General features: G+C 64.4%; 11 protein-coding genes and 3 pseudogenes. 6 read left to right on the top strand and 8 right to left on the bottom strand.

The window, feature by feature from the left end:
• Nucleotides 1–40 precede the first annotated feature (40 nt).
• The 5 genes and pseudogenes from N0A20_RS05565 to N0A20_RS05585 form a co-directional block, all read right to left on the bottom strand.
• Nucleotides 41–268, bottom strand: a pseudogene (locus tag N0A20_RS05565) (acetyl-CoA carboxylase biotin carboxyl carrier protein subunit); the annotation flags it as partial.
• A gap of 182 nt (nucleotides 269–450) precedes the next feature.
• Complete coding sequence (locus tag N0A20_RS05570) at nucleotides 451–1,992, bottom strand: acetyl/propionyl/methylcrotonyl-CoA carboxylase subunit alpha (RefSeq protein WP_260582976.1); 1,542 nt, start codon at nucleotides 1,990–1,992, stop codon at nucleotides 451–453.
• The gene (locus N0A20_RS05575; RefSeq protein WP_260582977.1) at nucleotides 1,989–2,435 is read right to left on the bottom strand and encodes an endonuclease domain-containing protein; all 447 of its coding nucleotides are present in this window, start codon (nucleotides 2,433–2,435) and stop codon (nucleotides 1,989–1,991) included. The genes N0A20_RS05570 and N0A20_RS05575 overlap by 4 nt, the downstream gene beginning before the upstream one ends.
• Nucleotides 2,436–2,664: 229 nt before the next feature.
• Nucleotides 2,665–3,045 carry a hypothetical protein gene (locus tag N0A20_RS05580; protein ID WP_260582978.1) on the bottom strand — a complete coding sequence of 127 codons (381 nt, stop codon included), beginning with the start codon at nucleotides 3,043–3,045 and terminating at the stop codon, nucleotides 2,665–2,667.
• An 8-nt stretch (nucleotides 3,046–3,053) separates the two neighbouring features.
• A complete protein-coding gene (locus tag N0A20_RS05585) occupies nucleotides 3,054–4,622 on the bottom strand; it encodes a carboxyl transferase domain-containing protein (protein WP_409574771.1) in 1,569 nt (522 codons plus the stop codon).
• A 354-nt stretch (nucleotides 4,623–4,976) separates the two neighbouring features.
• Between N0A20_RS05585 and N0A20_RS05590 the strand changes: the two are divergent.
• A pseudogene (locus tag N0A20_RS05590) lies at nucleotides 4,977–5,654 on the top strand (M13 family peptidase); the annotation flags it as partial.
• A 115-nt stretch (nucleotides 5,655–5,769) separates the two neighbouring features.
• Nucleotides 5,770–6,927 carry a M13 family metallopeptidase gene (locus N0A20_RS05595; protein WP_260583832.1) on the top strand — a complete coding sequence of 386 codons (1,158 nt, stop codon included), beginning with the start codon at nucleotides 5,770–5,772 and terminating at the stop codon, nucleotides 6,925–6,927.
• 114 nt (nucleotides 6,928–7,041) lie between these two features.
• Here N0A20_RS05595 and N0A20_RS05600 read toward each other — a convergent pair whose 3' ends face one another.
• From N0A20_RS05600 to N0A20_RS05610, 3 genes are read right to left on the bottom strand one after another with little or no spacing between them, the layout of a single operon-like run.
• Entirely contained in the window at nucleotides 7,042–7,335 is a 294-nt protein-coding gene (locus N0A20_RS05600; protein WP_260582980.1) for a hypothetical protein, read from the bottom strand.
• A complete protein-coding gene (locus N0A20_RS05605) occupies nucleotides 7,332–7,682 on the bottom strand; it encodes a hypothetical protein (protein WP_260582981.1) in 351 nt (116 codons plus the stop codon). Before N0A20_RS05605 ends, N0A20_RS05600 begins: the two co-directional genes overlap by 4 nt.
• 51 nt (nucleotides 7,683–7,733) lie before the next feature.
• Nucleotides 7,734–8,900, bottom strand: coding sequence for an isovaleryl-CoA dehydrogenase (locus tag N0A20_RS05610; RefSeq protein WP_260582982.1), 1,167 nt, complete (start codon nucleotides 8,898–8,900; stop codon nucleotides 7,734–7,736).
• A 213-nt stretch (nucleotides 8,901–9,113) separates the two neighbouring features.
• On the opposite strand from N0A20_RS05610, the gene cysD reads away from it, so the two are divergent.
• The 4 genes and pseudogenes from cysD to N0A20_RS05630 all read left to right on the top strand — a co-directional run bounded on the left by cysD (nucleotide 9,114) and on the right by N0A20_RS05630 (nucleotide 14,384).
• Nucleotides 9,114–10,055: a sulfate adenylyltransferase subunit CysD gene (cysD, locus tag N0A20_RS05615; RefSeq protein WP_260582983.1), complete on the top strand. Its 942-nt coding sequence runs from the start codon at nucleotides 9,114–9,116 to the stop codon at nucleotides 10,053–10,055.
• Nucleotides 10,056–10,210: 155 nt separating this feature from the next.
• The gene (gene cysN, locus N0A20_RS05620) at nucleotides 10,211–12,112 is read left to right on the top strand and encodes a sulfate adenylyltransferase subunit CysN (protein WP_260582984.1); all 1,902 of its coding nucleotides are present in this window, start codon (nucleotides 10,211–10,213) and stop codon (nucleotides 12,110–12,112) included.
• Nucleotides 12,109–12,861, top strand: a complete 753-nt coding sequence (locus tag N0A20_RS05625; RefSeq protein ID WP_260582985.1) for a 3'(2'),5'-bisphosphate nucleotidase CysQ — start codon at nucleotides 12,109–12,111, stop codon at nucleotides 12,859–12,861. The genes cysN and N0A20_RS05625 overlap by 4 nt, the downstream gene beginning before the upstream one ends.
• 133 nt (nucleotides 12,862–12,994) lie before the next feature.
• Nucleotides 12,995–14,384 (top strand): annotated as a pseudogene (locus N0A20_RS05630) (TIGR03013 family XrtA/PEP-CTERM system glycosyltransferase).
• Nucleotides 14,385–14,386 lie beyond the last annotated feature (2 nt).

The following is a 14,386-nucleotide window of genomic DNA, read 5'->3' on the forward strand; positions in this document are numbered from 1 at the left end:
TCGGTGCTTCGACAAGCTCAGCACGAACGGGTCTGGAACATCATTCGTCCTTCTCGATCCGCACCAGCAACGCTTCCACCTGCACCTGCGCGCCCGCCGTTGCGTTCAACTCGGCGACGATTCCGTCAAACGGCGCGGTCAGGCTATGCTCCATCTTCATCGCCTCGAGCGTCAGCAATTTCTGCCCCTTGGCGACCGTATCGCCCGCGGCAACATCGACCGCGATGACCTTGCCGGGCATCGGCGAGAGGATGTCGCCGTCATGGGCCTGAAGCTGACCCGCGCCGTCTGAACGAAGCGACACAAGGGAGGGATTGCCTTGCCAGGTAATCTGGACCCCCCGTTCCACTTCGTCATAGGCGATCGGGAAAACAAGCGTCTCATCCCACAGATCGATGTTACGCGCCTCGCCGTTGACATAAACGGTGGCATTGCGCCGGGGTTCGGCATTCAGCCTGAAAGCGCGCGCGCGGAGCGGTCGTCTGGCATGCCGCGGGGTGCCGGGCGGGTGATATTTGCGGTTCGCGTCTCTCTTTTCCGCCGCCGACTGCAGCGTTTCGTTGCACAACAGTCCCGTGGCGTCGAGCGATGGCGGCTGCGGGGCAAGGTTCCGACGCCAGCAGATCGTCGATATTGGCCGCGATCGCGCCAGTATCCATCACGCCATTGCGAAAATCCGGTAGGTCGAGAAGCCGATGGACGAGATCCGGCATTGGTCACGATGCCATGCGTGCGCAGAGCCGAGCCAAGGCAGATCTGCAATCCGTCGATCGCGTCGTCCCGATCATAGGCGTGGACGATGACCTTTGCGATCATCGGATCATAATAGGGCGTGATCGTCGCGCCTTGCTCGACCCCGGTGTCCAGCCGCGTGGTGCTGTGGATGCGCGGCGCGTCGAAGCGCATCAGATCCAGTCGCCCGATCGAGGGCAGGAAGCCCTTCGCCGGGTCTTCGGCATAAAGCCGCGCTTCCATCGCCCAGCCGTTGATCGCCAGTTCATCCTGCGTCAGCGGGATCGGCTCGCCCGATGCGACGCGGAGCTGCCATTCGACCAGGTCGACCCCGGTGATCTCCTCGGTCACCGGATGCTCGACCTGCAGGCGCGTGTTCATTTCCATGAACCAGATGCGGTCGGCGCGCAGGCCCTCGCTGGCGTCGGCGATGAACTCGATCGTCCCCGCGCCGACATAGTCGACCGCCTTCGCCGCGCACACAGCGGCAGCGCAGAGATCGGCGCGCGTCGCTTCGTCCATGCCGGGGGCAGGGGCTTCCTCGATCACCTTCTGGTGACGCCGCTGCAGCGAGCAGTCGCGCTCGAACAGATGGACGACATTGCCGTGCGTATCGCCGAACACCTGCACCTCGATATGGCGCGGGGTCAGGATATATTTCTCGATCAGTACATGATCGTTGCCGAACGACGCCGCTGCTTCGCGCTGGCACGAAGCGAGGGCGTCGGCAAAGTCCGCCGCGGCATCGACCTTGCGCATCCCCTTGCCGCCGCCACCCGCGACCGCCTTGATGAGAACGGGATAGCCGATCTCGGCCGCCTGCTCGGCGAGGAAGGCAGGGTCCTGATTCTCGCCCATATAGCCCGGCGTCACCGGCACCCCGGCCTCGGCCATCAGCTTCTTGGCGGCGTCCTTCAGGCCCATTGCGGTGATAGACGATGGCTTCGGCCCGACCCACACGAGTCCGGCATCGATTACAGACTGCGCAAATTCGGCATTCTCGGAGAGGAAGCCGTAACCCGGATGGATCGCCTCGGCCCCGGTTGCCTTGGCGGCCGCGATAATCTTCTCGCCGACCAGATAGGATTCGCGCGCCGACGACGGCCCGATATGCACCGCCTCATCGGCCTCGCGCACATGCAGCGCCTTCGCGTCGGCGTCCGAATAGACCGCAACCGTCCGAATGCCCATCTCGCGCGCGGTGCGGATGATGCGGCAGGCGATCTCGCCGCGATTGGCGATGAGGAGGGACTGGATCACAGCCGATCCTCCCCGGAACGGGGAGGGGGACCATCCGCAGGATGGTGGAGGGGTACAGGCGGTTTGCCTTGCCGTTCACTGATCTTCATCGCCCGTTCCTTGCACACTTCGATTATTCGCGTCACCGCGCTCTCCAGATTTGTCATGATCGCCGTTGCCGGAATCCGTAGCGTGGCCACATGTTGCGACCGCAGAAAATCGGTCCGAACGGCATCGCTCTTCGCCGCGATCTCACCATCATGCGCCTGCCCATCGACCTCAATGGCCAGTCGAACGACCGGACAATAGAAATCAAGAATGTAGATGCCCGCCGGATGTTGCCGTCGATATTTGAATCCTCCTGGCCGTGATCGCAGAACCCGCCAGAGCATCATCTCGGGCAAGCTCATCTCGGTCCGCAGCTTGCGCGCGCGTTTCAGCGTCTCTCTCGGCCCGTTGATCAAGCCAATCCTCCCCGGAACGGGGAGGGGGACCACCCGAAGGGTGGTGGAGGGATACAGGCGGGTAAGTTCGACCTCCGAAATCCAGTTCGTCCCCGCAAGAAATTAGGCCCCGTCTTCTCTAGGCTCACACCGCTGTGCATGCCTGCCCGTACCCCTCCACCATGCTTCGCATGGTCCCCCTCCCCGTACCGGGGAGGATCGCTGCGATTGGCGATGAGGAGGGATTGGGTCATTTGACAACCTGCAGGTAGATATATGCGATGGTGACTAGCGCGCCGCCGGTCGGAACAGCCCAACGCGTCACGAAACGAACAATCGGCGCGCGACCCGCCTGTTTGTCGAGATGCTTCAGAAGCTGCTCTTTTACAAAACTGACTTCACCAAGCCCGTCGCCATGTTCCGCCAGATAGGCATCCAGCTCCAGAACAATCTTTTGCCGGGCGATTCCCGGCCCGTGGCTGTCTTTCAAAGCGTTGAACACAAACACGCGGCGTTCCTGATCGAAGCGATGCTGCACGCTGTTTCGCTGCTTGATGTCCTCCATGTCGAGATAACCTCGAAAGGATTGAAGCTCGGACCCGATGGCCAACAAGTTTTCATAACGGCGCATTGGCATCATTACATCCTGAACACCCCGAACCCGCGCTCTTCCACCGGCGCATTCAGCGTCGCTGCAAAAGCCAGCCCCAGCACATCCCTCGTCTGCGCGGGGTCGATGATGCCATCGTCCCACAACCGCGCCGTTGCATGATAGGGATTGCCTTCATCCTCATATTTCTGCCGGATCGGCGCCTTGAAGGCTTCGGCTTCCTCGGGTGTCCATTTGTCGGCGTCGCGGTGGACGGTCGCCAGCACGCTCGCCGCCTGTTCGCCGCCCATCACGCTGATTCGCGCATTGGGCCAGGTGAAGAGGAAACGCGGGGAGTAGGCGCGCCCGCACATGCCGTAGTTGCCCGCGCCGAAGCTGCCGCCGATCAGCACGGTGATCTTCGGCACCGTCGCGGTCGCGACCGCGGTCACCAGCTTTGCGCCATGTTTCGCAATGCCTTCCGCCTCATATTTCCCGCCGACCATGAAGCCGCTGATATTCTGGAGGAAGAGCAGGGGGGTGCGCCGCTGCTGCGCCAGTTCGATGAAATGCGCGCCCTTGACGGCGCTTTCGCTGAACAGCACGCCGTTGTTCGCGAGGATCGCGACCGGAATGCCCCAGATATGCGCGAAGCCGCACACGAGCGTGCTGCCGTAATGCGCCTTGAACTCGTGGAACTCGCTGCCATCGACGATGCGCGCGATCACCTCGTGCACATCATAGGGTGCGCGGACATCCTGCGGGACGATGCCGTACAGCTCCTCGGGGTCGTATCTGGGCGCTCTGGGTTCCCTCATCCCGTTCGCATCGAGCGAAGTCGAGATGGCGACGGGTGTCTCGACTTCGCTCGACACGAACGGGCCCGAGAGGTGCGACACGATGTCGCGCACGATCGTCAGCGCATGCTCGTCATTCTCGGCCAGATGATCGACCACACCCGATTTCTTCGCGTGCAAATCGCCGCCGCCCAGATCCTCCGCGCTGATCTCCTCGCCCGTCGCGGCTTTCACCAGCGGCGGGCCGACGAGGAAGATCGTGCCCTGATTGCGGACGATCACCGTCTCGTCGCTCATCGCCGGGACATAGGCGCCGCCCGCGGTGCAGCTTCCCATCACGCACGCGATCTGCGGGATGCGCTTGGCGCTCATCGTCGCCTGGTTGAAGAAGATGCGCCCGAAATGGTCGCGGTCGGGAAAGACCTGATCCTGATGGGGCAGGTTGGCGCCGCCGCTGTCGACGAGGTAGATGCACGGCAGGCGGTTCGCCTCGGCAATCTCCTGCGCGCGCAGATGCTTCTTGACGGTCATCGGATAGTAGGTGCCGCCCTTCACCGTCGCGTCATTGCAGACGATCATGCACTGGCGCCCCGACACGCGCCCGATGCCGCAGATCAGCCCCGCACCCGGCACTTCGCCGTCGTAGAGGTCGTTCGCCGCGAGCTGGCCGATTTCGAGAAAGGGTGAACCCGGATCGAGCAGCCGCTCGACGCGCTCGCGCGGGAGCAATTTGCCGCGGCTCGTGTGGCGCTCGCGCGATTTTGCGTTGCCGCCCAGCGCCGCCTCGGCGACGCGCGCGCGCAGTTCGTCCTTCAGCGCGATATTATGCGCGGCATTGGCGCGATAGGTCTCGCTATCGGCGTTGATCATGGTTCCCAGGACCGGTGCGCTCACGTCTCTTGCTCTCCCGTTCAGAAAGGCGGCGTTAGCCGGTCGCTCGTCGATTGAAAAGCGCCGCACGCCGAATAAGCGTGGCTTTGAAACCATCGGCACACAGGGCCGTTGCTTCGGCATATTTTCAAGCAACAAGGTCGTTCCCCTATGAAACATCATATTCTCGCCATCCTGCTGTCCAGCGCCGCGATCGTCGGCGGCACCGCCGCCTGCACCAGCGGTAAGGAAGACAGCAGCGCCGCCTACACTGTCGGCACCGAACTCGGCATCAGCAAGGCGGCGATGGATGCGAGCGTGAAGCCGGGCGACGATTTCTACGCTTATGCCAACGGCAACTGGGCGAAGACGACCGAGATTCCGGCCGACCGCTCGTCGATCGGCGCCTTTACGATCGCGCAGATCGAAACCGAGAAGCGCAACCGCGAACTGATCGACGCGATCGTCAAGGGCGACGCGGCGCCCGATACCAATGAGGGCCGCATCGCCGCCTTCTACAAGGCCTATACCGACGTGAAGGCGATCGACGCGGCGGGCATGAAGCCGATGGCGGCGGACATCGCACGCTTCGAGGCGATCACCAACAAGGCGGCGCTGTCGAAGGTGCTGGGCGAACAGACGCGCGTCGACGTCGATCCGCTGAACGCCACCAACTTCTTCACGGAAAATCTCTTCGGCCTTTTCGTGACGCAGGGCCTCGCGACCCCCGGCGAAGTCATCCCCTATGTGCTGCAAGGCGGCCTGGGGTTGCCCGAGCGCGAATATTATCTGTCGGCCGACCCGAAGATGGCGGCAATCCGCGACCAATATCAGGCCTATATTGCGAAGCTGCTGACGGCCGCCGGACAGGCCGATGCCGCCGCGAAGGCGAAGCGCATCTATGACCTGGAGGTCAAGATCGCCAAGGCGCATGTGTCGCGCGAGGACAGCGAGGATTTCGCCAAGTCGGCGGGGGTGTGGAGCAAGGAGGATTTCGCGAAAAAGGCGCCGGGCATCGACTGGCTAGGCCTATTTCGCCGCGGCAGGACTGGGCGGCGCGAGCAAGTTCGGCGCCTATCACGCCGGCGCGATCAGCGGGCTGTCGGCGCTCGTCGCGTCCGAGCCGCTCGACGCGTGGAAGGACTGGCTCGTCTTCCACCAGATCAACAGCCACAGCGACGTGCTGCCGACCGCGATCGATCAGGCGCATTTCGCCTTTTACGGCACCACGCTTGCCGGAACGCCGCAGCAGCGCGCCCGCGACAAGCGCGCGCTCGATGCGCTCGATACCTATCTCGGCGATGCGGTGGGCAAGGCCTATGCCGACAAATATTTCCCCGCCGCGGCCAAGGCCGAAGTCGGCGACATGGTGGCGAACATCAAGGCGGCCTTTGCCACGCGCGTCGAGGGTATCGACTGGATGGCGCCCGAGACCAAGAAGGAAGCGGTCCGGAAGGTCGAGACGATCGTCGTCGGCGTCGGCTATCCCGAGACTTGGCGCGATTATGGCAGCTACACCGTTGGCGCCGATGCCTATGCCAATGAGGTCGCGGGGCAAAAGGCGGAAACCGCGCACCAGCTTGCCAAGATCGGCAAGCCGATGGACAAGGGCGAATGGTGGATGGTGCCGCAGACAGTGAACGCGGTGAACCTGCCGGTCCAGAACGCGCTCAACTTCCCCGCCGCGATCCTTCAGCCGCCCTTCTTCAACGCCAAGGCCGACCCCGCCTATAATTACGGTGCGATCGGTGCGGTGATCGGTCACGAAATCAGCCACAGCTTCGACAACAACGGCGCGGCCTTCGATTCGACCGGGGCGCTGCGCAACTGGTGGACGCCCGCCGACCTTGCGAAGTTCAACGCCGCGGGCGCGGCGCTGGCGGCGCAATATGACGGCTACAAGCCGTTTCCCGACCTTGCGCTCAACGGCAAGCTGACGCTGGGCGAGAATATCGCCGACGTCGCGGGGCTGCAGGCGGCCTATGACGCCTATCGCGCGTCGCTGAAGGGCAAGGAGGCACCGGTGATCGACGGTTTCACGGGGGATCAGCGCTTTTTCATCGCCTATGCACAGACCTGGGCCACCAAGATGCGCGACGAGGCGCTCCGCGCCCGCGTCGCGACCGACGGCCACGCGCCGGGCATGTACCGCGCGCTGACCGTCCGCAATCTCGACGCCTGGTATAAGGCGTTCGACGTCAAGGAAGGCGACAAGCTGTACCTGGCGCCCGACAAGCGCGTCCGGGTTTGGGGGTAGATGCTCCCCTCCCTGCAAGGGAGGGGTTGGGGGTGGGTGCGAGCGCAGCGAGCGTCTGCGCTGTCCAGCATACCCACCCCTAGCTGCGACTAGCCAGCAAGCTGGCAAGTCTCGCTACCCCTCCCTTTCAGGGAGGGGAGGTTGTTGTCCCCCCGGCTTTTCCTTCAGGATCAGATACCGGTACACCCCGATCGCATTGATGATCAGCAGCGCGATATTCTGCCACCCGATGCCCTCGCTGTCGGGTTGCAGGAACCCCCAAGCGATCAGTGCGATGCTGCTGGTGACGAAGACGACGAACGCCCAGCCGGTCCAGCGCCGCCCCAGGTTCAGCGACACGACCAGCGCCGCCAGCGTTGCGGCACCGGCGCCATAATATTGCAATCCGGTCAGCAGCGCTTCGCTCAAACCCAGGCTCCGATCAGGGCCAGCACCCCCGACCCGGCGAGGAAGGGCCAGATGATGTGGCGTCCCCCGGTACAAGCCGCGTTGACGATTCCGGTTCCCAGCCAGCCGAGGCCGATCACGACGATCAGTCCGCGCGGCGTGCCCGGCCAGCCCACCGTCGCCGCGGACAGCAGCATCAGGACCGCCATCGCGTGCCAGGCGAAACGGAATATCTTGCGCGGCAAATCGGCGAGCAGGATGCCGCGCTTGATGCGCAGCAACGGCTGGATCAGCCGCTTTTCGCCGAGGATCGAATGGGTGAGGGCGGACAGCGTCATCGCCGCCGCGGCAAGCCACAGCCAGTTCATGCCCGGTCCGACCCGGTGCCGATTGCCCCCATAATTCCCCCTTGGCTAAACTCAGCCCGCCCCTATCAGTTCGCGGCCGATCAGCATCCGCCTGATCTCGTTCGTTCCGGCGCCGATGTCGAGCAGCTTGGCGTCGCGCCAATAGCGTTCGACGGGCCAATCCTTGGTGTAGCCCGCGCCGCCCAAGGCCTGGATCGCTTCGCCCGCGACCTTCACCGCGCTTTCGCTGGCGAGCAGGATGCAGCCTGCGGCGTCGAAACGCGTCGTCTGTCCCGCGTCGCACGCCTTGGCGACATTATAGACATAGGACCGCGCCGACTGGAGCATCACATACATGTCGGCGACCTTGGCCTGCATCAGCTGGAAGGATCCGATCGGCTTGCCGAACTGCTTGCGCTCGCGGACGTAGGGGATGACGGTATCGAGACACGCCTGCATGATGCCGAGCTGCAGCCCCGCGAGCACGACGCGCTCATAGTCGAGCCCCGACATCAGCACCCCGACGCCGCCATTCTCGGGCCCCATCACCTGGCTCTCGGGGATTTCGCAGTCGGTGAACACCAGCTCGGCGGTCGGCGAACCGCGCATTCCGACCTTGTCGATCTTCTGCCCGATGGCGAAGCCCGGCATGTCCTTTTCGATCAGGAAGGCGGTGATGCCGCGCGAACCCGCTTCGGGACTGGTCTTGGCATAGACCACCAAAGTATCGGCATAGGTCGCATTGGTGATCCAGAACTTGGTGCCGTTGAGGACATAGCCGCCCTGAACCTTCTCGGCCTTCAGCTTCATCGACACGACGTCGCTGCCCGCGCCCGCCTCCGACATCGCGAGGCTGCCGACGTGCTCGCCCGAAATCAGTTTCGGCAGATATTTCGCCTTCTGCTCCGCATTGCCCCAGCGGCGGATCTGGTTGACGCAGAGGTTCGAATGCGCGCCGTAGGAGAGGCCGATCGCGGCGCTGGCGCGGCTGACTTCCTCGACCGCGACTACATGTTCGAGGTAACCGAGGCCAAGTCCGCCAAATTCCTCCTCCACCGTGATACCATGCAGGCCGAGCTCGCCCATCGCGGCCCACAGTTCGTCGCGCGGGAACCAGTCCTCCGCATCGGCCTTGGCTGCGAGCGGCGCGATCCGTTCGTCGGCGAAGCGGGCGGTGGTGTCGCGGATCATCTCGGCATTTTCGCCGAGCGCGAAATCGAAATCGGGGGTGGCGCGCATGGGGTCCTCTTATGCTGTTCGGGTTGCGACTAGCAGGAAGGTGCCGCAAACAGAAGGGGATGCACAAGCCAGACTATTATGCCCGAAAGCCCATAGTGCTTGCCTCGCGGCCACGCCGATGGCTAGGGGCGGGGCGCCCCGGTCGGATGGCTGCTCCCATATGGGAATTTGCGCCGCCCGCGATCCGCTTATGGCGGGGAGGCACGGGGCTGGATGAAGGAAGTTAGCTTGTCGTCGCCAAAGCGGAAAGAAATCACGGAATTGACGCATCTCGACCGTCTTGAGGCGGAGAGCATCCACATCATGCGCGAAGTGATGGCCGATGCGGCGAAGCCGGTGATGCTCTATTCGGTGGGCAAGGACAGCGCGGTGATGCTCCACCTCGCGCGCAAGGCCTTCTATCCGTCGCCGCCGCCCTTTCCGCTGCTCCATGTCGATACGACGTGGAAGTTCCGCGACATGTACGCGCTGCGCGACCGCATGGCGGCCGAGAGCGGCATGGAGCTGATCGTCTATCAAAACCCCGAGGCGAAGGAGCGCGAGATCAACCCGTTCGATCACGGTCCGCTGCACACCGACATGTGGAAGACCGAGGGGCTGAAGCAGGCGCTCGACCTGCACGGTTTCGACGTCGCCTTCGGCGGCGCGCGGCGCGACGAGGAGAAGAGCCGGGCGAAGGAGCGCATCTTCTCCTTCCGCACCGCGAGCCACGGCTGGGACCCGAAGCGCCAGCGGCCCGAGCTGTGGAACCTCTACAATGCCCGCAAGGCCAAGGGCGAGAGCATCCGGGTCTTTCCGATCTCCAACTGGACCGAGCTCGACATCTGGCAATATATCGCGCGCGAGAACATCCCGATCGTCCCGCTCTATTTCGCGGCCCCGCGCCCGACGGTGGAGCGTGACGGCCTGCTGCTGATGGTCGACGACGAGCGCTTTCCGCTGAAGGATGGCGAGGTGCCGGTGGAACGTTCGATCCGCTTCCGCACGCTGGGCTGCTACCCGCTGACGGGAGCCGTCGAGAGCGAAGCGAAGACGCTGAGCGAAGTCATCCAGGAGATGTTGCTGACTACCACGTCCGAGCGGCAGGGCAGGGCTATCGACAAGGATGGCGGCGACGCCAGCATGGAGAAGAAGAAGCAGGAGGGGTATTTCTGATGGCGGACCTCATCAAATCCTCCCCGCTCGCGGGGAGGTGGCAGCGCGAAGCGCTGACGGAGGGGGCTCTCGGTCTTGCACCGCATCAGACGGCCACCCCCTCCACCACCCGCTTCGCGGGTGGTCCCCCTCCCCGCAAGCGGGGAGGATTTGACATGACCGACCCCGTCTACGTCACCGACGCCCTCATCGCCGAGGACATCGACGCCTATCTCGCGCAGCATCAGCAAAAGTCGCTGCTGCGCTTCATCACCTGCGGCTCGGTCGACGACGGCAAGTCGACGCTGATCGGGCGGCTGCTCTATGACAGCAAGATGATCTTCGAGGACCAGCTCGCCGCGCTCGAAGCCGACAGCAAGCGTGTCGGCACGCAGGGGCAAGAGATCGACTTCGCACTGCTCGTCGACGGCCTTGCCGCCGAGCGCGAGCAGGGGATCACCATCGACGTCGCCTATCGCTTTTTCACGACGGAGAAGCGCAAGTTCATCGTCGCCGATACGCCCGGCCACGAACAATATACGCGCAACATGGTCACCGGCGCCTCGACCGCCGACCTCGCCGTCATCCTGATCGACGCGCGCAAGGGCGTGCTGACCCAGACGCGCCGCCACTCCTATCTCGCGCACCTCATCGGCGTGCGGCACATCGTGCTCGCGGTGAACAAGATGGACCTGGTCGATTACGACAAGGCGGTGTTCGAGCGCATCCTGCTCGCCTATCGCGCCTTCGCTACCGAGATCGGTATCACGCGCTTCACCGCGATCCCGATTTCGGGGTTCAAGGGCGACAATATCACGACGCTGTCGCCGAACACCCCCTGGTACAAGGGGCAGGCGCTGGTCGAGCATCTGGAAAGTGTCGAAGTTGCCGCGGAGCGTGAGGCCGAAAAGCCGTTTCGTATGCCCGTTCAATGGGTTAACCGTCCGAACCTTGATTTCAGGGGCTTTTCCGGGCTGATCGCGGGGGGCTCGGTCAAGCCGGGCGACGCGGTGCGCGTGCTGCCGAGCGGCAAGACCTCGACCGTCAGCCGGATTGTCACGCTCGATCAGGACCTTGACGAGGCCGTCGCGGGGCAGTCGGTGACACTGTGCCTCGCCGACGAGGTCGATTGCTCGCGCGGCGACGTCATCGCGCTCGCTGACGCGCCGCCCGAAGTGGCCGACCGCTTCGAGGCGACGCTGGTCTGGATGGCCGACGAGCCGATGATCCCGGGCCGCGCCTATTGGCTGAAGCTCGCGACCCAGAATGTCTCGGCGACGGTCCAGCCGCCCAAATATGAAGTCAATGTCAACACGATGGAGCATCTGGCGGCCAAGACGCTCGAACTCAACGGCATCGGCGTCGTCGAGGTCGCGACCGACAAGCCGGTGGTGTTCGAGGCCTATGGCAACAACCGCACATTGGGTGGTTTCATCCTGATCGACAAGCTGACCAATGCGACCGTCGCGGCGGGCATGCTGCATTTCAGCCTGCGCCGCGCGCAGAATGTCCATTGGCAGGCGACCGACATCGACCGCGACGCCCACGCCGGCCTCAAGAACCAGAAGCCCGCGGTGCTGTGGTTCACCGGCCTCTCCGGCTCGGGCAAATCGACGATCGCCAATCTGGTCGAAAAGAAGCTGCACCGGATGAACCGGCACACTTTCCTGCTCGACGGCGACAATGTCCGCCACGGGCTGAACAAGGATCTGGGGTTCACCGAGGCCGACCGGATCGAGAATATCCGCCGCGTCGGCGAGGTCGCGAAGCTGATGACCGACGCGGGGCTGATCGTGATCACCGCCTTCATTTCGCCGTTCAAGGCCGAGCGCGAGATGGTCCGCGCGATGCTGCCCGAGGGCGAGTTCGTCGAGATCTTCGTCGACACCCCGCTCGCCGAAGCCGAGCGCCGCGACGTCAAGGGCCTCTACAAGAAGGCGCGCAGCGGCCAGCTCAAGAATTTCACCGGCATCGACAGCCCCTATGAGGCGCCCGAGGAACCGGAAATCCGTATCGACACCACCGCCATGACCCCCGAGGAAGCCGCGAACCTTATCGTCGAAAGACTCATCGGATGACCCTGGCAGAAAGCGACGAACAGCTCGCCGAACGACTCGCGACGGCGGCGGGCCGCATCCTGATCGCCTTGCAGACGAGCGGGCAATTCGAGGGCAAGACCCTCGGCAAGGAGGGCGACCGGCAGGCGAACGCGATGCTGATGCGCGAGTTGCGCGCCGCGCGGCCCGGCGATGCGATCCTGTCCGAAGAGGAAAAGGACAGCGTCGCGCGCTGCGCTTTCGCGCGCTGCTGGGTGGTCGATCCGCTCGACGGAACCCGCGAATATAGCGAGGGCCGCAGCGACTGGGCGGTGCATGTCGCGCTGGCCGTGGGCGGGGTGCCGACCGTCGGCGCGGTGGCGCTGCCGGGCCTCGGCCTGACGCTGACCTCGGGCGCGCCGCGCCCGCTCGAACCCGCCAATGTGCCGCCGAAGATGCTGGTGAGCCGCACCCGGCCCGCCGCCGAAGCGGTGTTCGTCGCCGAAAGGCTGGGCGCCGAGCTGATCGAGATGGGATCGGCCGGGGCGAAGGCGATGGCGGTGGTACGCGGCGAGGCCGACATCTATCTGCACACTGGCGGCCAATATGAGTGGGACAATTGCGCCCCGGCGGCGGTGGCGAAAGCGGTGGGGCTGCACGTCAGCCGCGTCGATGGGACGCCGCTCGTTTACAATTGCGAAAATCCCTATCTGCCCGACCTGCTGATCTGCCGAAAGGAACTGGCCGAAGAGGCGTTGCGGCTGGCCAGGGAGTTTTCAGCCGCGGCATAGCCGGGCTCGGCTTTCGGGCGTCACGAGACCTCGTTTTCCCGGCGGGCGTTGCCGCCTTCGCCTCATGTGTAAAATTAACCGACACTTCACGCCTCTTCCCTAGGATAGCGGCCCGAAAGGGCACCGCATTTCCATGTTCCGGCTGTTCAAACATTATGTCCCGCACGCGGTCGTCTGGCTCGCGCTGATCGAGTTTTGCGCGCTGCTCGGCTCGGCCGAGGGGGCGTGGCATCTCTATGCGGCGCAGGCCGGTTTCGACGCGGGCGCGTTCGCCGACCGCTGGCTGCCGGTGCTGACCTTCGCCGTGTCCAACGCGCTCGCGATGATGGCGGTCGGCATGTACGGGACCGAGGCGCTGCGCTCGATGGGGTTCGCCACCGCGCGGCTGCTCGCGGCGATCTCGCTCGGGGTGATCTTCCTGTCGCTGATCGGCTTCCTGCTGCCCACCGCGACGCTTTGGCGCGCCAACAGCATCTATGCGATGCTGCTGGCGATCGCGCTGCTGCTGGTGATCCGCGCGCTGCTGACGCAGAGCGCGGGGGCCGATGCCTTTCGCCGGCAGAATCCTGATATTGGGCGCCGGACCGCGCGCCGCGCGGCTGAAGACGCTGTCGGAGGAGCCGGGACGCGGATTTCAACTGGTCGGCTATGTCGCGATGGCGGAGAATGAAACTGCGATCCGCGGCGCGGTGCCGCGGGCCGAGATCGCCAGCCTCGCCGATCATGCGATCGCGCTGGGCGCGGGCGAGGTGGTGCTGGCGATGGAGGAACGGCGCAATTCGCTGCCGCTCGCCGACCTGCTGCGGGTCAAGACCACCGGGGTGCATGTCAACGACATCGCGAGCTTCCTCGAGCGCGAGACCGGGCGCGTCGATCTGGCGACGACCAACCCCAGCTTCCTGATCTTTTCCGACGGTTTTTCGGCGGGACAGCGGATCGGCAAGGTCAGCAAGCGGCTGTTCGATATCCTCGCCAGCCTGGCGGTGCTGGTGGTCGGCCTGCCGCTGATCGTCATCGCCGGGATCGCGGTGCGGCTCGACAGCAAGGGGCCAATCTTCTATCGCCAGCCGCGCGTCGGCATGTTCGGCGAGCCCTATAATATCATCAAGATCCGCTCGATGCGCACCGATGCCGAAGCGGCGGGAAAGGCGGTGTGGGCGAGCGAGAACGACCCGCGGATCACCCGTGTCGGCCGCATCATCCGCAAGCTGCGGATCGACGAACTGCCGCAGACCTGGTGCGTGCTGAAGGGCGAGATGAGCTTCGTCGGGCCGCGTCCCGAGCGGCCGAGCTTCGTCGAGGAGCTGGAACGCGAGCTGCCCTATTATGCCGAGCGCCACATGGTGAAGCCTGGCCTGACCGGCTGGGCGCAGATCAACTACCCCTATGGCGCATCGGTCGAGGATGCGCGGGTGAAGCTGGAATACGACCTTTATTACGCGAAGAATTATTCGCCCTTCCTCGACCTGCTGATCCTGCTCCAGACCGTGCGCGTCGTGCTGTGGCCGGAGGGGGCGCGCTGACC

It is taken from the genome of Sphingopyxis sp. PET50 (assembly GCF_025244705.1).
In the GTDB taxonomy this organism is placed as follows: domain Bacteria; phylum Pseudomonadota; class Alphaproteobacteria; order Sphingomonadales; family Sphingomonadaceae; genus Sphingopyxis.

What these genes read in the sequence shown, in the direction of transcription:
- N0A20_RS05580 (WP_260582978.1), bottom strand. Translation starts at nt 3,045, where the DNA reads ATGCGCCGTTATGAAAACTTGTTGGCCATCGGGTCCGAGCTTCAATCC.
- N0A20_RS05605 (WP_260582981.1), bottom strand. Translation starts at nt 7,682, where the DNA reads ATGAACTGGCTGTGGCTTGCCGCGGCGGCGATGACGCTGTCCGCCCTC.
- N0A20_RS05610 (WP_260582982.1), bottom strand. Translation starts at nt 8,900, where the DNA reads ATGCGCGCCACCCCCGATTTCGATTTCGCGCTCGGCGAAAATGCCGAG.
- cysD (WP_260582983.1), top strand. Translation starts at nt 9,114, where the DNA reads ATGAAGGAAGTTAGCTTGTCGTCGCCAAAGCGGAAAGAAATCACGGAA.
- cysN (WP_260582984.1), top strand. Translation starts at nt 10,211, where the DNA reads ATGACCGACCCCGTCTACGTCACCGACGCCCTCATCGCCGAGGACATC.
- N0A20_RS05625 (WP_260582985.1), top strand. Translation starts at nt 12,109, where the DNA reads ATGACCCTGGCAGAAAGCGACGAACAGCTCGCCGAACGACTCGCGACG.